Below are 22233 nucleotides of genomic sequence, written 5' to 3'. Positions count from 1 at the left end.
CCCACCAACTACTGGAGGTGGCCAAGGAACTCCAAATCCACCAACCACTGGGGGTGGCCAAGGAACTCCAAATCCACCAACCACTGGCGGGAACACAGGAGAGACCCCTTCCAATAATGGACAATAAATAATGCATTTAAAAAGCACCAAAGGTACCGGAAAAACGGTTTCTTTGGTGCTTTTTGTATTATAAAGAGTAATATTATTTTTAAATGTTAAAAGTACCATAGAAATTTTGAAAGTAAATTGGCGGGAAATGATAAAAAATTTGAGTCGGAGGTATTGGATAGCTAGGGCTATAAAAAGTAGTACTACTAGGATGTGTACCATGATGCCAAAATGAAGGGGTGACTTGGTCAGTCGATTGATATTGTTGCCAAGCGGCAGGAAGTTCGATACCAACATCAGAACTAGCAGTATGAACGGCAGGAACATGTATTGAGGGAGCTGATGGGACCGCAGCAGTTATTCTTGGTGATACCCACATGAAAACGATCACTCCTAAGTTTCAATGATAAAGTAGTATATTCTTTTAATACTTATAAAGGTACATATAGATAGGACTTTCGGTTAAAACATACGTACAAAGTCGTAAGACCAATGTGAATTGATGGTGGACCATTTATTACGAAAAGATACGTCTAATAGCGGAGGGAAAAGGAATATGAAAAATATACAATGGATGTGTTGATTTTAATATTTTACGTGTTTATGGAGGTATTTTAATGGAACGATTATGGACGAAATCATTTATCCAAATGACTATCGCGATGTTATTTTTATTTACAGGGTTTTATTTGCTTGTTCCAACGCTCCCGCTTTTTATTAAAGAAATAGGTGGGAATGAATCACAAGTTGGACTGATGATGGGAATGTTTACAATAGCCGCAGTTGTAATACGCCCGATTATTGGAGGTATGTTAGATAAATATGGTAGGAAATCTTTTATTATTTGGGGACTTATCTTTTTTGGACTAACAATGTTTTCCTATAATTTAGCATCAACTATTATATTCTTAGCGGTTTTACGTGTTATTCATGGGGTAACATGGGCCGTTTCTACAACAGCTGTTGGAACAGCAATAACTGATATTATTCCAGATTCACGCCGCGGAGAAGGAATGGGCTGGTATGGAATGGCGATGACAATTGCAATGGCGATCGGCCCGATGATTGGATTATGGGTTATACAAAATTATTCATTTCATGGTCTATTCTTATTAGCAACTCTTTTATCTTTTATGGCGGTCGTATTATCATTAATAACGAAGATACCGTTTGCACCACAAAAAGAAAAAGGGAAAATTCAGCTGTTTGAAAAATCCGTTTTATCAATTACGATTGTTGTTTTCTTTTTATCTTTTGCATATGGAGGGATTACAACCTTTTTACCGTTATTTGCATCATCAATTGATGTGAATCCTGGGACATTCTTTCTTGTATATGCAATTGCCTTAACAATTGTAAGGCCGATTTCAGGTAAATTATTAGATACATATGGAGAAGTATTTATCATACTCCCAACATTATGTATTACCATTTTAGCTATAGTTGTACTAACGATTTCAAATAGTTTAATGGGTGTAATTGTCGCAGCGGCATTATATGGTGTTGGATTCGGTTCAGCACAGCCCGCTTTGCAAGCAGCGATGCTTACAATTGTTGCTTCGAGTAAAAGAGGAGTTGCTAACGCTTCATTCTTTACCGCATTTGATTTAGGTATTGGATTAGGTGCGATTTTACTTGGATTTGTTTCACAAATATTTGGTTACCGTATTTTATTCGCAGGTAGTGCAATTTCAGGATTAATAGCTTTAATTATATTTGTCATTTTTGTAAAACAGCGATTAGGTAAAAAAGAATTTGCGTAAACAGGAGGAGTAAAGATGAAAATTTCAATTGATCATGAAGCTCTACAATGGTTTAAGGAAGAATTGCGTATAAAACATGATGAATCTATTCGATTTATCCCGCATTAACGAGCAGTAAGACCTCCACCTCAAAATTCAGCAAATACAAGGAAGTTAGGCAGGAGATCAACTGCTCGTAAAAGCCCGATTGGTTCAACTAATAATCAGTGGGGGAGGGACAAAACCCCCACTGATTAAAGTTTCACTTTATCGTAAGATACGGAGGAAATAACTCAATTCGGCCTGGGCCTGGATACTCTTTAGGAATTTCTACTGAGAAACCAGATGGGGATGTAGTATCAATTGAAATAGATGGTATTCGATTTTTTGTAGATTTTGATGACCTTTTGTATTTTCAAAACTATGATTTAGTTGTAAGTTATCATATAGAAACAGAAGAAATTTAATTTAATTATGTAAAATAATAACTTTATTAAAAATAAATAAATTGTATATAAAAATTATATTTAAGGAATTGTGAAATAAATATCATTTGGAAACGAGCTGTATATGTATACAGCTCGTTTTTTTATTTGAAAAAGAAAATAGAGAGTAAAGCTATATCCTGTGGGATTATATGGAATATCTCTATATTTTGGTTTAGAAAAAATGGTGCAAAGTCTGTCCTTTCGTTATAAAGTATAAAAATTATTTTTGGAAAATTGTATTATTACAGCAGTAAAAGTATAGGGAACTTATCATTATAAAATAAATTGAAATCTTCTAAAAACTCTGATACATTGAAATAGAAATGTAGTTCCACAGTATTGTAAAGGCTTACAGTTATGTGCACGAAGATCTATTAGGATTGGAGGAAATAATGATGAAAGCTGAAGAAAAATTTTCCCCGGGATTAGATGGTGTAGTAGCAGCGGAGACGAAAATTTCGTTTCTTGACACAGTAAAAGGTGAAATTGTAATTCAAGGGTATGATTTAATCGAACTCTCAAAAACAAAAGAGTATTTAGACATTGTGCACCTTTTATTGGAAGAACATCTACCGAATGAGGATGAGAAAGCAACACTTGAAAAGAAATTAAAAGAAGAATATACAGTACCAGAAGGTGTATTCAACGTGCTAAAGGCATTGCCTAAAGAAACGCATCCTATGGATGGATTACGTACAGGTGTGTCTGCATTAGCTGGTTACGATAATGATATCGAAAACCGCGCGTTAGAAGTAAATAAAAGTAGAGGGTACAAGCTTTTAAGTAAAGTACCTAACATTGTAGCGAATAGCTATCATATTTTAAATAATGAGGAGCCTATCGAACCTCTTCAAGAATTGTCATATAGTGCGAATTTCTACTATATGTTAACTGGGAAAAAACCAACTGAACTTGAGGAGAAGATCTTTGATCGTTCCCTTGTTTTATATAGTGAACATGAAATGCCAAACTCTACATTTACCGCTCGCGTAATTGCATCAACACAATCAGATTTATATGGTGCTTTAACAGGTGCAGTTGCATCTTTAAAAGGAAGTTTACATGGTGGTGCGAATGAAGCCGTTATGTACATGCTTTTAGAAGCAGGTAATGTTGCGAAGTTTGAAGAGTTATTACAGAAAAAACTTTATAACAAAGAAAAAATTATGGGCTTTGGACATCGCGTGTATATGAAGAAGATAGATCCAAGAGCACTTATGATGAAGGAAGCTTTAAAGCAGTTATGTGATGTGAAAGGTGATTATACACTATATGAAATGTGTGAAGCCGGAGAGAAGATTATGGAGAAGGAAAAAGGAATTTATCCGAATCTTGATTATTATGCTGCTCCGGTATATTGGATGCTTGGTATTCCAATTCAACTATACACACCAATCTTCTTTAGCTCTAGAACAGTAGGATTATGTGCGCACGTTATTGAGCAACATGTGAACAACCGCTTGTTCCGTCCGCGTGTAAATTACATTGGCGAGCGACATGTACTTAGTAAATAAGAACAACTGGGGAGTTGTTAGCGCCGCCCGCCAGATGGGTGTTTGACCGACACCCATCATTAATAATAACGAATTTTCGACAGAAAGGGAAGAATAGCATGATTAAAACAAATGAAATTAAACAAAAAGATGCATTATTAGAAGAGATTACGGATTATGTATTAAATAAAGAGGTTACAAGTGTAGAAGCATTCAGTACTGCTCGCTACGTATTACTTGATACGCTTGGATGCGGAATTTTAGCACTACAATATCCAGAGTGTACGAAATTACTAGGACCAGTTGTACCAGGAACTATTGTGCCAAACGGTACACGTGTACCAGGTACGTCTTATGTTCTAGATCCAGTAAAAGGCGCATTTAATATCGGATGTATGATCCGTTGGTTAGATTATAACGATACATGGCTTGCAGCAGAATGGGGACATCCATCTGATAACTTAGGCGGAATTTTAGCAGTTGCAGATTATATTAGTCGCGTTCGTATTTCAGAAGGAAAAGAACCTTTAAAAGTACGTGAAGTACTAGAAATGATGATTAAAGCACATGAAATTCAAGGTGTACTTGCTTTAGAAAATAGTTTAAACCGTGTTGGTCTTGACCACGTATTATACGTAAAAGTAGCAACAACTGCTGTAGTTGCGAAAATGCTAGGCGGAACACGTGAAGAAATCTTTAATGCATTATCACATGCGTGGATTGATAATTCTAGTCTTCGTACATATCGTCATGCTCCAAATACTGGCTCACGTAAATCATGGGCAGCAGGTGATGCGACGAGCCGCGGTGTTCATCTTGCAATGACTGCTCTAAAAGGTGAAATGGGTTACCCAACAGCATTATCTGCGCCAGGATGGGGATTCCAAGATGTATTATTTAACAAGCAAGAATTAAAATTAGCTAGACCACTAGAGTCATATGTAATGGAAAATGTATTATTTAAAGTGTCATATCCAGCAGAATTCCATGCACAAACAGCTGCAGAATGTGCAGTGAAGTTGCACCCGGAAATTAAAGAAAGATTAGATGAAATTGATCGTATTACAATTACAACTCATGAATCAGCAATTCGTATTATCGATAAAGAAGGTCCATTAAATAACCCAGCTGATCGTGATCATTGCTTACAATACATTACGGCAATTGGTTTATTAAAAGGAGATATCGTTGCGGACGATTATGAGGATGCAGTAGCAAACGATCCACGTGTAGATGAATTACGTAATAAGATGGTTGTTGTTGAAAATAAACAGTACAGTTTAGATTACCTTGACCCGAACAAGCGCTCAATCGCCAATGCTGTTCAAGTTCACTTTAAAGATGGTACTGTAACAGAAAATGTGGAATGTGAATATCCACTTGGCCACCGTTTCCGTAGAGACGAAGCAATTCCAAAAGTTGTTCAAAAATTTACTGCAAATATGGCAGGTCATTATTCTAGTAAGCAACAAGAACAAATTCATGAAGCTTGTTTAAATGAAGAAAAACTAGAAAATATGAATGTAAACGAATTTGTAGATCTATTCTTAATTTAATAATAGGGGGAATTTAGAATGGCTTGGGTTGTGAATAAACAGTCAACACAAGAGGAGCTTGCGAATCGCTTCCGGGCTTTAGTAGAAGCAAATGAAATTTTGCAAATTCCAGGTGCTCATGATGCAATGGCGGCTCTTGTTGCGAAAAATACAGGTTTTTCAGCTCTTTATTTATCGGGAGCAGCTTATACTGCAAGTAAAGGGCTACCAGATTTAGGTATCGTGACGTCTACTGAAGTAGCTGAGAGAGCAAGAGATCTAGTAAGAGCTACAGATTTACCAGTTCTTGTTGACATTGATACAGGATTTGGTGGTGTACTAAACGTAGCGAGAACAGCTGTAGAAATGGTAGAAGCGAAAGTAGCGGCTGTCCAAATTGAAGATCAACAATTACCAAAAAAATGTGGACATTTAAATGGTAAGAAACTTGTTACTACAGAAGAATTGGTTCAAAAAATTAAAGCGATTAAAGAAGTTGCACCAAGCTTATATATTGTAGCGCGCACAGATGCTCGCGGTGTAGAAGGATTAGATGCAGCGATCGAAAGAGCAAACGCATATGTAAAAGCAGGGGCAGATGCAATTTTCCCGGAAGCGCTTCAATCAGAAGAGGAGTTCCGTCTATTTAATAGTAAAGTAAATGCACCTTTATTAGCGAATATGACTGAGTTCGGGAAAACACCATATTATAGTGCGGAGGAATTCGCAAATATGGGCTTCCAAATGGTGATTTATCCTGTAACCTCACTTCGAGTTGCTGCAAAAGCATATGAGAATGTATTTACGCTAATTAAAGAGACTGGTTCTCAAAAAGATGCACTTTCTAATATGCAAACGAGAAGTGAGTTATATGAAACAATTTCATATCATGACTTTGAAGAATTAGATACTGGAATTGCAAAAACAGTATTATCTGAAGATCAATAGGTAGAAGGACTAAGGCGATGAGAATACATCTTTGGCAAAACGAAATGCTTGATGTGAAAATTCATCGCCTTCTGTTTTCAATAATAAGATATTCCACTCATCGTAGACGAGCATATGCAAAAAGCAATGAAGGCCGAAATGATAGGGGGATTCAGATGGAGAAAACGAAGTTACCATGGGATGAATTTTTTTCACTCAATAAAGATGTGAATAATACTTTCTTTACACCAGAAGATTTTTCAGGGGATGAAGATTTAATCGCAAAAATGACAGAACAATTCGTTAAGCAAGAAATTGTTCCACAAGTTGAGAACATTGAACAACATAACTATAAAGTTTCTCGTCAATTATTTGGGAAAGCTGGGGAACTTGGATTGTTGAGTATCGAGGTCCCGGAAGAATATGGCGGGTTCGAGTTAGGAAAAGCAGTCTCAGGACTTGTAGCAGAAAAGATGGGATACGCTGGTGCATTTAGCGTTTCTTTTAATATACACGCGGGTGTAGGTACATTGCCTTACATATACTACGGAACGAAAGAACAAAAAGAAAAGTATTTACCAAAAATCGCATCAGGAGAATGGATTGGTGCTTATGCTTTAACTGAGCCAAATGCTGGCTCTGATGCATTAAGTGCAAAAACGAGTGCAGTATTGAATGAAGATGGTACAGCTTGGAAGTTAAATGGTGAGAAGCAGTGGATTACGAACGCTCATATGGCTGATGTATACGTTGTTTTTGCGAAAACAAATAAAGGAATGACAGCGTTTATTGTCGAAAGAACATGTGAAGGTGTATCAATTGGATTAGAAGAAAAGAAAATGGGGATTAAAGGTTCTTCAACGGCTACGCTTATTCTAGAAGATGTTGTCATCCCTGCTGAAAATGTTTTAGGGGAAGTTGGGAAAGGGCATCACGTAGCTCTTAATATTCTTAACTTCGCTAGATTAAAACTTGCTTTTGGAAATATTGGAACAGCAAAACAAGCAATTGGCTTGTCAGTACAATATGGAAAAGAACGAAAACAGTTTCAAACTGAATTAGTGGACTTTACGATGATTCAAGAGAAAATTGCAAATATGATCATTGCTACATATGGAGCAGAAAGTGCAGCCTACCGTACAGCAGGTGTAATTGATGAAGCAATTCATGAGAGTGAAGAGGATATTATGAAAAAAATGTCCCAATTTGCAATTGAATGTGCTCTTAATAAAGTAAATGCTTCTGAAACACTTGGCAATATTGTAGATGAGGCTGTACAAATTCATGGTGGATACGGTTATATGCAAGAATACGAAGTAGAACGTTTATATCGTGATGCTAGAATTAGTCGTATTTTTGAAGGAACGAACGAAATTAATAGATTAACAGTTGCCAAAATGTTAATGAAACAAATAGAGCAAATAGAAGATCATGAAGTAGAAAATGATATAACAAATGTAGAAAGAAACCATCGTTACATGTTATTAGCGAAAAAATTGTTGAAACAATCTTTGAAAACGCTCTCTAAAACTCCGGGCTTAAAAATTGATCAAGAGCAAGAATATTCACGCGTATTATCAAATATGTTGACGGACGTGTACGTCATGGAATCAGCATTTTTACGTACGAAGAAAGCGGTTAGTAAAAATGGCGAGGAAAAAGAGCGTACGAAGCAAATGATAACAGATGTTATTTGTGAAGAAGGTTATCGCAAAGTAGAAGATGCAGCGACTCTCATTCTTTCAGCGGCTGTCACAGATGAACAAGATAGAAATGTAATTTTAGCTGAGATCCGTCAATTATTAGTGCCTTTATACACGAACTTATTTACGAAAAAGAGAGATATTGCGAAAGTCATTATTAATCGCGGGAAATATATTGTGTAAATAGGAGGAAAGCGATATGAGAAAGATTGGTTTTATAGGTTTAGGTAACATGGGTCTTCCTATGTCTAAAAATTTAGTTAAATCAAGTTATACAGTATACGGAGTGGACTTGAATAAAGAGGCGGAAGCTTCTTTTGAAAAAGAAGGCGGAATTATCGGTTTATCAATCTCGAAACTAGCAGAGACATGTGATGTGATTTTTACAAGTTTACCATCACCTCGTGCGGTTGAAGCGGTATATTTCGGAGCAGAAGGATTATTTGAAAATAGCCACCCTAATGTAGTTTTAATTGATACTAGTACAGTATCTCCACAATTAAACAAACAGTTAGAAGAGGCTGCAAAGGAAAAGAAAGTAGACTTTTTAGCAGCGCCTGTTAGTGGAGGGGTAATTGGAGCAGAAAACCGTACATTAACGTTTATGGTTGGTGGATCAAAAGAGGTATATGCGAAAACTGAATCTGTCATGGAAGTGTTAGGAGCGAATATTTTCCACGTTAGTGAACAAATTGATAGTGGTACAACTGTTAAATTAATTAACAATCTATTAATTGGTTTTTATACAGCTGGTGTGAGTGAAGCTTTAACATTAGCGAAAAAGAGCAATATGGACTTAGATAAAATGTTTGATATTTTAAATGTAAGTTACGGTCAAAGTAGAATTTATGAGCGCAATTATAAAAGTTTCATTGCAACAGAAAACTACGAGCCAGGCTTTACTGTAAATCTATTAAAAAAAGATTTAGGCTTTGCAGTTGATTTAGCTAAGGAAAGCGAACTCCACTTGCCAGTAAGCGAAATGCTATTAAACGTATATGAAGAAGCGAGTGAGGCAGGATATGGTGAAAACGATATGGCTGCTTTATATAAGAAAATTAGCGAACAATTAATTTCTAATCAAAAATAGTAGACTTATAAAAATCATAAAAAAGGAGAGAATATAATGATTACAACTGAAATTAAACGAGTAAAAAATCATATTAATGGTGAATGGGTAGAATCTACTGGTACTGAAGTAGAAGCAGTTCCGAATCCGGCAACTGGAAAAATCATCGCTTACGTTCCACTTTCTCCAAAAGAAGATGTAGAAAAAGCTGTTGAAGCGGCAAAAGCGGCATACGAAAAATGGTCTAAAGTGCCAGTTCCGAATCGTTCAAGACAATTATATAAATATTTACAGCTTTTACAAGAAAACAAAGATGAGCTTGCAAAAATCATTACGCTAGAAAACGGTAAAACGCTAACGGATGCAACGGGCGAAGTACAGCGTGGTATTGAAGCGGTAGAATTAGCAACATCGGCACCAAATTTAATGATGGGACAAGCTCTTCCGAATATTGCTAGCGGAATTGATGGGTCGATATGGCGCTACCCAATCGGTGTTGTTGCTGGGATTACACCGTTTAACTTCCCAATGATGATTCCATTATGGATGTTCCCACTTGCAATTGCTTGCGGTAATACGTTCGTATTAAAAACATCTGAAAGAACGCCACTTTTAGCAGAGCGACTTGTAGAGTTATTCTATGAAGCTGGTTTTCCAAAAGGTGTATTAAATTTAGTACAAGGCGGAAAAGATGTTGTAAATAGTATTTTAGAGAATAAAGATATTCAAGCAGTTTCGTTCGTTGGCTCTGAGCCGGTGGCGCGTTACGTATATGAAACAGGAACGAAACATGGAAAACGTGTTCAAGCGTTAGCAGGTGCGAAAAATCATGCGGTTGTTATGCCAGATTGTAACCTTGAGAAAACGGTACAAGGTGTAATTGGATCTGCGTTTGCAAGTAGTGGAGAGCGCTGCATGGCATGCTCTGTCGTAGCAGTAGTAGACGAAATCGCTGATGAATTCATTGACGTACTAGTAGCAGAGACGAAAAAATTAAAAGTGGGTGATGGTTTCCAAGAAGATAATTACGTTGGACCATTAATCCGTGAATCTCATAAAGAACGTGTTTTAGGCTATATTAATAGCGGGGTGGCAGATGGAGCAACTTTATTAGTAGATGGCCGCAAGATTAATGAAGAAGTAGGAGAAGGTTACTTTGTTGGTGCAACGATCTTTGATGGCGTAAATCAAGAAATGAAAATTTGGCAAGATGAAATCTTTGCTCCAGTATTAAGTATTGTGAGAGTAAAAGATTTAGAAGAAGGTATTAAACTTACAAATCAATCGAAATTTGCGAATGGTGCTGTTATTTATACGTCAAATGGTAAGCACGCACAAACATTCCGTGACAATATTGATGCTGGTATGATTGGTGTAAACGTAAATGTTCCGGCACCAATGGCATTCTTTGCATTTGCAGGAAATAAAGCTTCCTTCTTTGGAGATCTTGGTACAAATGGTACGGATGGCGTTCAATTTTATACACGCAAAAAAGTTGTAACTGAGCGCTGGTTTTAATAAAGTGAAACTTTAATCAGTTGGGGGGCATCCACCACTGATTATTAGCTCAAATCAGCCAGATATAATGTTAAATGAAAAACACCACTCTTTAAGAGGTGGTGTTTTTTGCTTAACTAATTACTTTTTTCAAATGCTAGTTTAATACCAAATCCAATTAATACGATTCCTGTTAGCCCTTGAATATAACTTTGCGTCTTTGGTTTCTTCATAAAAGCACTAATTTTATCAATTAAAAATATATAAAAAGCGAACCAAATGACTGTTAAAACGAGATAAGTTAGGCCCATTACGAGAAGCTGAATAAGTGTATTATGACTTGGATTTAAAAATTGCGGTAAAAAAGTTAAAAAGAAGACTGCAATTTTAGGGTTTAATAAATTCGTAAGAAAACCTTGGCGAAAACAAGGAGTATGTTCGTTATCAGTATTCATAGATACATCATTTGTATTTACACCTTCTTGGTTTTTTACTGCTAAAAGTGCTTTAATACCGATATAGATTAAATATAGAGCCCCAACATACTTGAAAATAGAAAATAAAAGAGCTGATTTTACAATAAGTGCGGAAAGACCAATTACAGCAGCTAATGTATGAATCAAAAGTGCAACACATGTACCGAACACTGTTTTAACACCGCCCATTTTACCAGCAACCAATGTGTTCTTCGTAGCCATTGCTGTATCAGGTCCGGGTAAAATGATTAGACAAATAGACATAATGATGAAAAGAAAATAATTTTCTATCATAGTCGCTCCTCCTTTTTATATTTTTAGAATATTTGATTAAAATCAGTGTAGCATAAATTTCGATTTAATAAAATTAAATTTTATTAAAAAATATTAAATTTTATTAAAAAATATTAAATAGAAAAGAGGCTATAGTAGTAGTTATGAATACACTACTACTATAGCCTCACTGTTATGCGTTAAGTAGGTTAAAGAAACGATTTACATCTTCTTCTGAAACATCACTTAATTGTTTATATTTATAATTTGGATTTTGATCTTTATCAACTACAACGGAGCGTACTCCTTCAAAGAAATCTTCATGTCTCATGAAGTTTTTAGCTAGTATAAGATCTGTTGCGAAACATTCTTCAACAGGCTTATCTTGTCCATCAATAAATTGTTTTAATGTTACTTTTAGTGAAACAGGGGATTTTGATAATAGCGTTTCTTTCGTTTTTAGAGCAAATGAACTTTGATCTTTCTCCAATGATTGGATGATTTCTTCAATTGTATCGAATGCAAAATGTGAATTGATTACTTCTAATGAAGGAGCAAGATTGCTTTCTAAGTTTGGAGCAGTTGCAAATGTACGAATGACTTCTTTTAAATTAGTATGTACATCTTCTTTATGCCAATTTACACTTTCAAGTTCAGTAAGGAAATTTGGTAATGTATCTGATGTCATAAAGTAGTCAGCAGCGTTTATAAATAATACGTCAGGACCTTTCAATAAAGATGCTGTTAAAGCAACATATCGGCCAGTATATCCAGGTGCTTTATTTAAGAAATAAGCAGCACCGACATCTGGGAAGAAGCCGATGTTCATCTCAGGCATTGCCCATTTTGTACGCTCTGTAACAATTCTATATGTAGCACCATTCGTCAGCCCGACACCACCGCCCATAACGATTCCGTCTAAACAAGCGATAATTGGTTTTTTGTATTGATAAATATATGTATCAATTTCATATTCCTCTTCAAAAAACTGCTCTGCATGTTGTAATGCAACTTCATTTGAACGTGCTTCATATAGCGTTTTAATATCACCACCTGCACAAAAACCTTTCGTTCCAGCTCCTTTTAAAACGATGAGTGCAATACGCTCATCTTGCTCCCATTCCTTAAGTTTTTGCCCAATTGGTTTTAACATGTCGTAGGATAAAGAATTGAGTGCTTTTGGACGGTTTAAAGTAATAGATGCAACGCCGTTTTCGCTAACAGAAAATAAAACGTGTTCAGTCATTATAAATCCTCCCTTATATATCTTCCTATTCTTATTTCTTGATACATACTGAAATGTCCTTTATAAAGTGAAACTTTAATCGGTGGAGGTTTTTCCATCACACTTATTATTAGCCCTCACCAATCGGATTTTTACGGGCAATCTATCTCCCGCCTACTTATTTGCCTCCTTCGAATTTTTAGGTGGGAGTATAGTTGCCTGCAAATATCGGGACAAATTTTGTCTAAAGCTGGTACTAAGTGTTTATATGTATCTCGCATATTTTGACGAGTTATATTTGCAGGATTTCAGTAGTGGAAGAGGAATATTATAACATTACTGTAAGTACAATTATTTGAAAACATGGTGTTAAAGGCGCTATTATATGTATAACTTATATTGAGTTATTGCACCTGGCATAACAAACAATTGAAGAGTAGATGTAGAAAAAGTGGAAATAGCTGAATTGTCTAACTTTTAAAGGGTGGGAAGTTTGTATATAATTAGAAATAGAGAAAGGGGAGATCGGAATGCCAGGACCTTTACTGTTGTCGGTTATTATTTTGTCTTCTCTTATGGTAGGAATTACACAGTATTTTCATCATACAGATACGACAGAAGAAGTGAAGGATAAGGTGCGTCTCGTATTTCCGATTTTTATAGTATCTATTTCCATATGCTTTTTACTGAATAAAGATGGGTATGTTGTGGCCGTATTCGCGTTTTTTGTAGCGATTGTTTTAATAACTGTATTGTACTATGTAATGAAAGAGTACTTACAAAAATAAGGATGCTTGAAAGAGCATTTTTATTTTTGTAAGTATAAAAATTTCACATACCGTATTTTATATAAAAAAATTAAAATATTTATAATTAAAAAAGTATGTACATCGCATTGTATATACTTGTCAATCTTGCATAGCCACTATACTATTAAAATGTAGAGATTAGAAAAAAGGGGTTGTATCTAGAATGAAATTTGAGATGCACACGAAAATTATTTCGAATGAAAAAGAAATCAGATTACATATAGAAGAAAATCTATTTCAATTAATATTAGATGGTTATCATCTATTTACAGTTCAAGAAATATTACCTTTATATAAATCAAATCAGGAAAGAATAGGTAGTGCAATTGTTCAAAAGTTAGAGTGGGAGAACGGAAAAACTACACTAAACTATCAACTTGTTTCACTACAATCAGTAAATTAAAAGGAGAAGGGAAATATGAAGTTTTTTCATACAGCGGATTGGCATTTAGGAAAGCTTGTTCATGGTGTGTATATGACTGAAGATCAAAAAATTGTGTTAGATCAGTTTGTACAAGCTGTTGAAGAAGAAAAACCGGATGCTGTAATTATTGCAGGAGATTTATATGACCGAGCAATTCCACCTACAGAAGCAGTAGACTTATTAAATGATGTATTACAGAAAATAGTTATTGATTTACAAACACCAGTAATCGCAGTGGCAGGTAACCATGATAGTCCGGACCGCATACATTTTGGTAGTAATTTAATGAAAAAACAAGGATTACATATTGTTGGACAATTTCAATTTCCGTATAATCCAGTTGTTTTAAATGATAAATACGGAGAGGTTCATTTCCATCTCGTTCCGTATGCAGATCCAAGTATTGTTAGACATGTATTGAAAAATGAAGATGTTCGTTCTCATGATGATGCGATGCGTATTTTTATGAACGAACTTTCAGAAACGATGGATAAAGAAGCGAGACACATATTTGTAGGGCATGCATTTGTAACTTCTTCAGGAGAGGCAGAGGAAAATACGAGTGATGCGGAACGCCCACTTTCAATTGGTGGTGCTGAATATGTAAATAGTCATTATTTTGATAAGTTTCATTACACGGCGCTTGGCCATTTACATCAAGCGCATTTTGTACGTAATGAGACAATTCGTTATTCAGGTTCACCACTTGCATATTCTATTTCTGAAGAAAAACATAAAAAAGGATATTATATTGTGGAACTGGATGAAAAAGGTGAAGCAATAATTGAAAAACGTTTACTTACACCGCGTCGTAAAATGCGTACAGTAGAAGCAAAAATAGACGATTTATTGCATCATCCAGTAAATGAAGATTATGTATTTGTGAAATTATTAGATGAAAACCCTGTCTTGCAGCCGATGGAAAAAATACGTTCTGTATACCCAAATGCAATGCATGTTGAAAGATCTATTCAAAGAAGAGAGTTCACAGATGAAAATGAAGTAACTGTTTCAAGACATAAAACGGATGATTTATCTCTTTTAAAAGCTTTTTATAAAGAAATGAAAGGGCTAGAGTTATCAGAAGAGAAAGAACGTCTATTTTTAGATGTGTTGCAAACAGTGCAAGAACGGGAAGGTGAGCGAGGATGAGACCGATTCAGCTTATTATGACGGCATTTGGTCCATATAAACAGAAAGAAGTAATTGATTTTAACGACCTTGGAGAGCATCGTATTTTCGCTATTTCTGGTAATACTGGAGCCGGAAAAACAACGATTTTTGATGCGATTTGTTATGTGTTATATGGAGAAGCTAGTGGGGAAGAGCGTAGTGATACAAGCATGCTTCGTAGTCAATTCGCTGATGACAATGTTTATACAAGTGTGGAATTAACCTTTCAATTAAAAGGGAAAAGATATGAAATAAAACGACAACTGGGTCATAAAAAACAAGGAAATAAAACAATTACAGGACATGCAGTCGAATTATATGAAGTAATTAATGAAGAAAAGGTTCCTTGCGTCGATCGTTTTCATGTAACGGATGTAAATAAAAAAGTTGAAGATTTAATTGGATTAAGTAAACATCAATTTAGCCAAATAGTAATGTTACCGCAAGGAGAGTTCCGAAAACTATTAACATCTGAAACAGAAAACAAAGAAGAAATTTTACGTCGCATTTTTAAAACAGATCGTTATAAGTTAATGCGTGACTTACTTGATCAAAAACGCAAACAATGGAAAGACGTCTTACAAGAAAAACAAAAAGAACGAGAGCTATATTTCCGTAATGTCTTTAAATTACCAATACGTGATGGAGCATTATTAGAGACGTTAGCAGAGCAAGAGCATGTTAATACACATCAAGTAATAGAGGCATTAGAGCAAGAAACAACTGTGTATAAAGCGGAAGTTGAGCAATTACAAGTAGAACAAAATACTCAAACGAAGCAATTAAAAGAAGCAGAGACACGTTTTCATGCAGCAAAATCTGTTAATGAGAAATTTAACGATTTAGAACAAAAGAATGAGAAATATAACATTTTACAAGAAAACCGTACAATAATCGAAATGAAAGAAAAGTCTTTTAAACGTGCGGAGCAGGCGAAGCGATTATTACCATTTGAGCAATGGTATGAGGAAGCGATGCAAAATGAGCAAAAATCTGAAAGCATATGGAAACAAATACTAGCAAATAAAGAACAAATTATGAAAAACTTCAAACTCGTTCAGGAGAAATATGAAGCATTAAAGTATAAGGAATCTGAGCGAGAAGATGCGAAAAAGCAAGTTCAAAGATTAGATGAGTTACAATCAATTATTGCATCATTATCTGAGAAAAAGTTGAATTTACAAAATGCTGAAATCCAAATTGGAAAATTAAAAGAAGGTATGCAGAAGCTAGATCAACAACTAGAAGAGCATACGAACAAAAAACAAATAATGTCTGGCGAATTACAGCAATTAGAAGCCGCTCTAGAGCAATATGTAGCTAAAGTAGAAGAACTAACGAATATGCGAGAAGATGCAAAAGTATTAAAGCAAGCATACAATGTTTGGCAAGAAAAACAAAAATATGGACAAGAAAAAGAAACTGCTTATAATAGCAGGCAAATGGCAGTTAGTTCATATGAAATTATGGAACGCCGCTGGCTAAATGAACAAGCTGGTATATTAGCTCATCACTTACATGATGGTGAGTCTTGTCCGGTATGCGGTAGTACAAATCACCCGAAAAAAGCTACAGAGCAAGGTGATACAATCGATGAAAAAGAATTAGACGTTTTAAGAGAAAAGAAAAATGTCGCAGAGAAATTGCATGTTCAATTAGAAGAGAAATGGAATTTCTATCAATCACAATATGAACAAGTGATAGAAGAGGTACTGAAGCGTGGATACCAATCAGAAAAATTAGTTGAAACATACAGTGCACTCGTTCAAAAAGGAAAGCAATTAGCAGCGGAAGTAAATACGTTAAAAGCAAGTGAAGAAGCGCGGAAGCAATTAGCAGCGAATATAAAAAGTGTAGAAGAAAAAATCGACAAATTGCAAGTTCAAAAACGTGAAGCAGAAACAATGATGCACCGCACAGAAATGGAATGTTTACAACTTCGTACGTCTTATGAACATGATAAGAAAAGTATTCCTGAAAACTTACAAACAGTAGAAGCTTGGAAAGTACAGTTTGATCATGCTACGCAAGAGCTTCGTTCTATGGAAGAAGAGTGGGCGAAAGTTCAAGAAGCATATCAACATTGGCAAAATGAAAAAATACGTATACAAGCAGAACATGATAGTGCCTCTAAGCAATTTGATAGTGCAAAAGAGAAGAAGGAAGAGACTTTCACACGCTTTATGAAAGAGCTAGAACAAAGCGGATTTACAGATCAACAAACGTATACAGAAGCAAAATTAAAAGACGCTGAGATGGAAATATTACAACAAGAAATTCAAAGTTATTATTCGTCTCTTGAAGTGCTTGTAAAACAAATTGAAGAATTAAGTATTGAATTAAAAGATAAAGAGTATATGGATATTACTTTCTTAGGTGAACAAATAAATGAATTGGAAATTAACCTAGATATTATAAAAGAAAAACGTCAACGCGCTCAAAATGCAGTAGCATATATTTCTGATTTACATGAAAACATTAGACGAATTGATGAACAAATTCATGATGAAGAAAAAGCGTTCCAAGAACTTGTTGATTTATATGAAGTAATGAAAGGGGATAACGAAAGTCGTATATCCTTTGAACGTTACATCTTAATTGAGTATTTAGAACAAATTGTTCAAATTGCAAACGAACGACTACGTAAATTATCAAATGGACAATTCTATTTAAAACGAAGTGAACGAGTTGAAAAGAGAAATCGTCAAAGTGGATTAGGTTTAGATGTATACGATGCATACACTGGCCAAACACGTGATGTAAAAACATTATCTGGTGGTGAGAAATTTAACGCATCACTTTGCTTAGCGCTTGGAATGGCAGACGTAATTCAAGCGTATGAAGGCGGTATTTCCATTGAAACGATGTTTATCGATGAAGGATTCGGTTCATTAGATGAGGAGTCATTAACAAAAGCAGTTGACGCCTTAATTGACTTACAAAAATCAGGCCGATTTATCGGTGTTATTTCACATGTTCAAGAGCTGAAAAACGCAATGCCAGCTGTATTAGAAGTAACGAAGCAGAAGGATGGGTGTAGTCAGACTAGGTTTGTGGTGAAGTAAGTTTGGAAAATAGAGTAGGAGCTCTATCGATACCCTTATTTTTATAGAAAGAACTAGCATCAAGCCGGTGTTATTTTGAAGTACGATTGCACTTCGAAGTAACACTGGCTTATTTATATAAAATTCTAATGTGAATCATCGACTCTTTCTAGTTTAAAAAACAATTTGGTATTTTAAATTTTTTTAATAAAAATCTAAACCTTTTTATGATAGTTTTTACAGGAGTTTGGAAGAATGGGAAGATGGAAACCGAATTCAAGTGTCTAATATAGCAAATAATTTTACTCTGTCTCTTAATGTTGATAGATTGGGTGGAAGAGAAGGAAAGACTCAAGGTAAATCGAATTTTGATTTACCTGTTCAAAGTATACCAGCAAAACAAAGTGAGAAAGAAATTAATGTCAATAAAGATTTAAGCGCTATACGTGCAAATGCAAAATTGGAAAAAGTCGTTGTAACGCATCTTGGAATATATTTACAAGTAACTGCGTTAGAAAAAGGCGGTCCATTTTATTATCTTGTATTAGATGATAAAGAAGAAGAATCTGTAGAGGTCTTTAGAACGATATTCGGAGATAAAAAACTATATATCGTGAATCCAAATGCTGTGTATTATGATCAAGCGTTTACGGTTGAATTTAAATTAAGTTGTATAGATTAATGAGTTTCGTTTAAATGCTTGTAAAGAACAAATGATACAACTATGAGTTATCTGAAGAAGGCGGTGTATGTGATAATCGATTATAAGCTTTAAAAGCAGAAATTGCTGATATAACACCACCCGCTAAAAATAATGCTGATCCACCAACTAATATGATACGACTGACATATGTTTCTCGTGCTTCTTCAACTTCTTCTTGTAACATTGTAGGCATATGAATTCCTCCTTAACAAAATCTGTTTTGTAAATAGTATATACAAACGCCTAACATGTGTTAAAAATGAAGAAGTTGTATGTATAAGCATCTAGGTGAATTTAATGTTTGGCCAGTGTTAGTATTAAGTTCAACGTTTCTGCACAAGTTTTAGTAGTTTATATGTCATGATATATTCGTAAAGTGAAATATTTAATAATAATGATTGGAACATTCGTTCATTATTAAGTGTGCTTATTGTTATTCTTTTGCATCAAAGCCCTCATCACACTACGAAGTATAGCAAGAAGGGGATATAAACATGAAAAATCGAATTTTAAAACACCTACAAAACATGAAAATGAATAAGAAAAGTCTAGGAGCCGTTGCATTGACGGCTGGAATCATCGGTACGACTCTTATTCCTCAAAATGCATATGCGCACGGTTTCGTTGAAAAACCTGGAAGTCGTTCTGCTTTATGTAGCCAAACTTACGGTGCACTAAACGTGAACTGCGGAAGTGTTATGTATGAACCACAAAGTTTAGAAGCTCCAAAAGGATTTCCACAAGGTGGTCCAGTTGATGGGCAAATTGCTTCGGCAGGTGGTAAATTTGATGGTATTTTGGATCAACAAACAGCAAATCGTTGGTTTAAAAATACGATAACTGGTGGAGAGAATGCGTTTACATGGAAATATACAGCTCCCCACTTAACTAGCCAATGGCATTACTACATTACGAAAAAGAATTGGAATCCAAATAAACCGCTAACAAGAGCTGACTTTGAGCTAATTGGAACTGTGCAACATGATGGTTCTGCAGCTTCAAACAATTTAACTCACAAAATCAACGTGCCTACTGATCGCAGTGGATACCATGTGATTTTAGCGGTATGGGATGTAGCTGATACAGTAAATGCATTCTATAATGTAATCGATGTAAATTTAGTTAATAATTTGAAACCAGATACAGAAGCACCAAGTAATCCAAATGAGCTTCAGGCAACAAAAGTTACAGCAAATAGTGTAGAACTAACATGGAGCGCTTCTACGGATAATGTAGGGGTAAAAGGTTATCAAGTTCTACGTAATGGAGAGATTATTGATACAGTACCAAGCACTCATTTTATTGATAAACAATTACAACCAAGTACTGAATACTCTTATACTGTAAAAGCGATTGACGCAGCTGGAAATGTATCAAAAGAAAGCACAGCAGTTAAAGTGAAAACAGCAGTAGCGACTCCTGATACAGAAGCACCTACACAGCCAAAAGGATTACACAGCATGGGAACGACCGCATCAAGTGTTGATCTAATGTGGAGTCCATCTGACGATAATGTCGGTGTAGACCATTATAATATTTACAGAGAAATTTCTGGTGTAATGAAGAAAGTTGGAACATCTAATTCTACTTCTCATATGGATAAAAATTTGCTTGCTAATACTACATATAAATATGCGGTTAAAGCTGTTGATGTAGTTGGAAACGAATCAGCTCAGAGTGATATATTCACAGTTACTACGAAAGATAAAAGCGTTTCATATGAAACTTGGGATGCAAAGAAGGCATATAAAAAGGGAGATAGAGTTGTACACGAAGGCAAAATGTATGAAGCGGTTCAGAATTATCAGGGAAATGGGGATCCAAACTGGATTTATGCTTTATCATTATGGAAAACAGTGTAAGCTTTTACTGGATTTGAATTGAGATAATGATAGGGGCTTTGGTACATAGGGTAATATGATAATTCACTTTAAAGTTTATACAAAAAAGACGACCTTTGAAAATTGTCGCCTTTTTTGATATTAAGAACAAAGTGGAACTAATCCTAAACCAATTAAAAGACCTGCAACAGCAGCAGGGATGGGTACAGGAATTTGAATACCTTCGACAAATAAGAAATATTGGCCATTTACAATTTTAAAGCATACTAAATTTGGTATTTTCCATCCTCCTTTCTGTAAAACTTAATATATTGTATATTTAAATCTTAATATTGTTATAAATTAATTATATTGAAATATAAAATGTTCTTTTAAACTAGATTGGATTCTAAGTTATTTGAACAATCTTCACCATAAATTTATGCCAACTTCACATACACCACAAATTGAAATTGTATTATGTATATGTGCCAAATAAATAAAATAAATATAGCATTTCTATTTTTAAAGAATTAAAATCCTATTATTCCTATATAAGGGTTTTGGTTGCATAATCAGGAGTGTATCTTTCTTTAGAGATGGATCTTAATAAAAAGGAATCAATATAAAAGGGGAATGTCTTATGACAACATATACGAGCGAGATAAAAAAAACTTTAGTTACTGAAGAAGATGTGGATATTTTGAAAATTATGGCGCATCCAATACGTTTACAAATTGTAAATGAATTAAGTGCCCGTAAAACTTGTAATGTATCACAATTAACGGAGATATTAAATATTCCGCAATCGACTGTTTCGCAGCATTTATCAAAAATGAAAGGTAAAGTGCTAAAAGCAGAGAGAAGAGGATTAGAAATTTATTATTACATTAATAATTTAAAAGCAAGTAAGATTGTTAGTGTATTAGGATACATAAACTAATGGAATTTTTTCTGTACAAAATAGTCCCTCTGCTTTATAACAGAGGGGCTATTTTGTATTTCATTATTTGTTTGTATTTAAGATTTTATAGTTTTTATGATTCACAATAGTTCGATCAAATTCAAAAGTACCACCATTTACATCTGTAATTTCAACTAAGACCGATTCAGTGTACAGTTTTAATACAGATCCAGTAATTTTTAAGTTATTTCTTTGAAAAAGTATAGTATCCCCTACGTTTGCTTTCATAGTACCTCCTCATAAAAGACAGAAATATTTGTTTATTATATATATTAAACCACGTATAGTTATATTAGTGAATATTTAGTTTTGTTTATCAATAAAAAATTTGTTATTTTTAAAAAAATAATAGAGTAATGCACTTACAACCTTTAAAGAAGAACAACTAATAATAAAAGTTAAATGTAATTTAAGTTTATTATATGCAGAGAAAAATTTTTCAGAATTAGCGATCCAAAATTCGGAAAATACTAGAGTAGATATTAAGAAAGATTATAAAACAATATTTCAAATAGTACGTTCATTTACAAAGGCTGAGACTGATTTAATTTCTGCTCCGATGTATTAGACGGTTTTTAAACAGATGCCTATATAGGCGGGATTTTTGAAAGTAATATTTTTGATGAACTGATTAAAGATGAAAATTTAGTTCGAGACTAAAGAGAACATTATAGGATTGTGACCATTACATTTTTAATGTAATGTTTTTTTGTGTTTGTTTAAACCCCCTGTAACTTCGAAAATAAGTTATATATTTTGT

19 protein-coding genes and 2 pseudogenes are annotated in these 22233 nt (G+C 34.6%); 16 read left to right on the top strand and 5 right to left on the bottom strand.

From position 1 onward, the window contains the following. Window positions 1-208: 208 nt before the first annotated feature. On the bottom strand, window positions 209-487 hold the full coding sequence (locus tag U860_RS0125555; protein ID WP_025150751.1) for a hypothetical protein: 279 nt from the start codon (window positions 485-487) through the stop codon (window positions 209-211). Between the two features lie 238 nt (window positions 488-725). On the opposite strand from U860_RS0125555, the gene U860_RS0125550 reads away from it, so the two are divergent. The 9 genes and pseudogenes from U860_RS0125550 (at window position 726) to U860_RS0125515 (ending at window position 10583) form a co-directional block, all read left to right on the top strand. Then, on the top strand, window positions 726-1871 hold the full coding sequence (locus U860_RS0125550) for an MFS transporter (protein ID WP_025150750.1): 1146 nt from the start codon (window positions 726-728) through the stop codon (window positions 1869-1871). A 15-nt stretch (window positions 1872-1886) separates the two neighbouring features. Beyond that, window positions 1887-1967 (top strand): annotated as a pseudogene (locus U860_RS36640) (cytoplasmic protein); the annotation flags it as partial. Between the two features lie 149 nt (window positions 1968-2116). Then, a pseudogene (locus U860_RS36060) lies at window positions 2117-2317 on the top strand (cytoplasmic protein); the annotation flags it as partial. Window positions 2318-2730: 413 nt separating this feature from the next. Next, window positions 2731-3852, top strand: coding sequence for a citrate synthase (gene mmgD / locus U860_RS0125540; RefSeq protein WP_025150749.1), 1122 nt, complete (start codon window positions 2731-2733; stop codon window positions 3850-3852). A 98-nt stretch (window positions 3853-3950) separates the two neighbouring features. Next, entirely contained in the window at window positions 3951-5387 is a 1437-nt protein-coding gene (gene prpD, locus U860_RS0125535) for a 2-methylcitrate dehydratase (protein ID WP_025150748.1), read from the top strand. An 18-nt stretch (window positions 5388-5405) separates the two neighbouring features. Next, window positions 5406-6314 (top strand): methylisocitrate lyase, encoded by a 909-nt coding sequence (gene prpB, locus U860_RS0125530; protein ID WP_025150747.1) that lies wholly within the window; start codon window positions 5406-5408, stop codon window positions 6312-6314. A gap of 155 nt (window positions 6315-6469) precedes the next feature. Continuing rightward, window positions 6470-8179, top strand: coding sequence for an acyl-CoA dehydrogenase family protein (locus tag U860_RS0125525; RefSeq protein ID WP_025150746.1), 1710 nt, complete (start codon window positions 6470-6472; stop codon window positions 8177-8179). A 16-nt stretch (window positions 8180-8195) separates the two neighbouring features. Next, entirely contained in the window at window positions 8196-9086 is an 891-nt protein-coding gene (locus U860_RS0125520; protein WP_025150745.1) for an NAD(P)-dependent oxidoreductase, read from the top strand. Window positions 9087-9122: 36 nt separating this feature from the next. Then, entirely contained in the window at window positions 9123-10583 is a 1461-nt protein-coding gene (locus U860_RS0125515; protein WP_025150744.1) for a CoA-acylating methylmalonate-semialdehyde dehydrogenase, read from the top strand. Between the two features lie 116 nt (window positions 10584-10699). Here U860_RS0125515 and U860_RS0125510 read toward each other — a convergent pair whose 3' ends face one another. Next, on the bottom strand, window positions 10700-11332 hold the full coding sequence (locus U860_RS0125510; protein ID WP_002171868.1) for a LysE family translocator: 633 nt from the start codon (window positions 11330-11332) through the stop codon (window positions 10700-10702). 172 nt (window positions 11333-11504) lie between these two features. Then, entirely contained in the window at window positions 11505-12557 is a 1053-nt protein-coding gene (locus U860_RS0125505; protein ID WP_025150743.1) for an enoyl-CoA hydratase/isomerase family protein, read from the bottom strand. A gap of 509 nt (window positions 12558-13066) precedes the next feature. Between U860_RS0125505 and U860_RS0125500 the strand changes: the two genes are divergently transcribed. The 5 genes from U860_RS0125500 (at window position 13067) to U860_RS0125480 (ending at window position 18668) form a co-directional block, all read left to right on the top strand. After that, window positions 13067-13324, top strand: a complete 258-nt coding sequence (locus tag U860_RS0125500; RefSeq protein ID WP_002171870.1) for a hypothetical protein — start codon at window positions 13067-13069, stop codon at window positions 13322-13324. Between the two features lie 184 nt (window positions 13325-13508). Next, window positions 13509-13748 carry a DUF2584 family protein gene (locus U860_RS0125495; protein ID WP_002171871.1) on the top strand — a complete coding sequence of 80 codons (240 nt, stop codon included), beginning with the start codon at window positions 13509-13511 and terminating at the stop codon, window positions 13746-13748. Between the two features lie 15 nt (window positions 13749-13763). Beyond that, a complete protein-coding gene (locus tag U860_RS0125490) occupies window positions 13764-14921 on the top strand; it encodes an exonuclease SbcCD subunit D (RefSeq protein WP_025150742.1) in 1158 nt (385 codons plus the stop codon). Beyond that, window positions 14918-18007 (top strand): SMC family ATPase, encoded by a 3090-nt coding sequence (locus tag U860_RS0125485; RefSeq protein ID WP_025150741.1) that lies wholly within the window; start codon window positions 14918-14920, stop codon window positions 18005-18007. Before U860_RS0125490 ends, U860_RS0125485 begins: the two co-directional genes overlap by 4 nt. A 226-nt stretch (window positions 18008-18233) precedes the next feature. Beyond that, the gene (locus U860_RS0125480) at window positions 18234-18668 is read left to right on the top strand and encodes a hypothetical protein (RefSeq protein WP_025150740.1); all 435 of its coding nucleotides are present in this window, start codon (window positions 18234-18236) and stop codon (window positions 18666-18668) included. Window positions 18669-18708: 40 nt separating this feature from the next. On the opposite strand, the gene U860_RS36055 is transcribed toward U860_RS0125480, so the two are convergent. Further along, window positions 18709-18882 (bottom strand): hypothetical protein, encoded by a 174-nt coding sequence (locus tag U860_RS36055; protein WP_025150739.1) that lies wholly within the window; start codon window positions 18880-18882, stop codon window positions 18709-18711. A gap of 301 nt (window positions 18883-19183) precedes the next feature. Here U860_RS36055 and U860_RS0125470 point away from each other — a divergent pair, with 301 nt between their 5' ends. Together U860_RS0125470 and U860_RS0125465 are read left to right on the top strand one after the other, a co-directional pair. Next, window positions 19184-20551, top strand: a complete 1368-nt coding sequence (locus U860_RS0125470) for a lytic polysaccharide monooxygenase (RefSeq protein WP_025150738.1) — start codon at window positions 19184-19186, stop codon at window positions 20549-20551. 601 nt (window positions 20552-21152) lie between these two features. Beyond that, a complete protein-coding gene (locus U860_RS0125465; protein ID WP_002171877.1) occupies window positions 21153-21452 on the top strand; it encodes a metalloregulator ArsR/SmtB family transcription factor in 300 nt (99 codons plus the stop codon). A gap of 63 nt (window positions 21453-21515) precedes the next feature. Here the strand turns inward: U860_RS0125465 and U860_RS0125460 are convergent, their stop codons facing one another. Next, a complete protein-coding gene (locus U860_RS0125460) occupies window positions 21516-21701 on the bottom strand; it encodes a YkvS family protein (RefSeq protein ID WP_002148107.1) in 186 nt (61 codons plus the stop codon). Window positions 21702-22233 lie beyond the last annotated feature (532 nt).

It is taken from the genome of Bacillus sp. H1a (assembly GCF_000633475.1).
GTDB lineage: Bacteria > Bacillota > Bacilli > Bacillales > Bacillaceae_G > Bacillus_A > Bacillus_A paramycoides.
The sequence above is the reverse complement of the archived record's forward strand: the minus strand, read 5'-3'. Positions and strand labels throughout refer to the sequence as shown.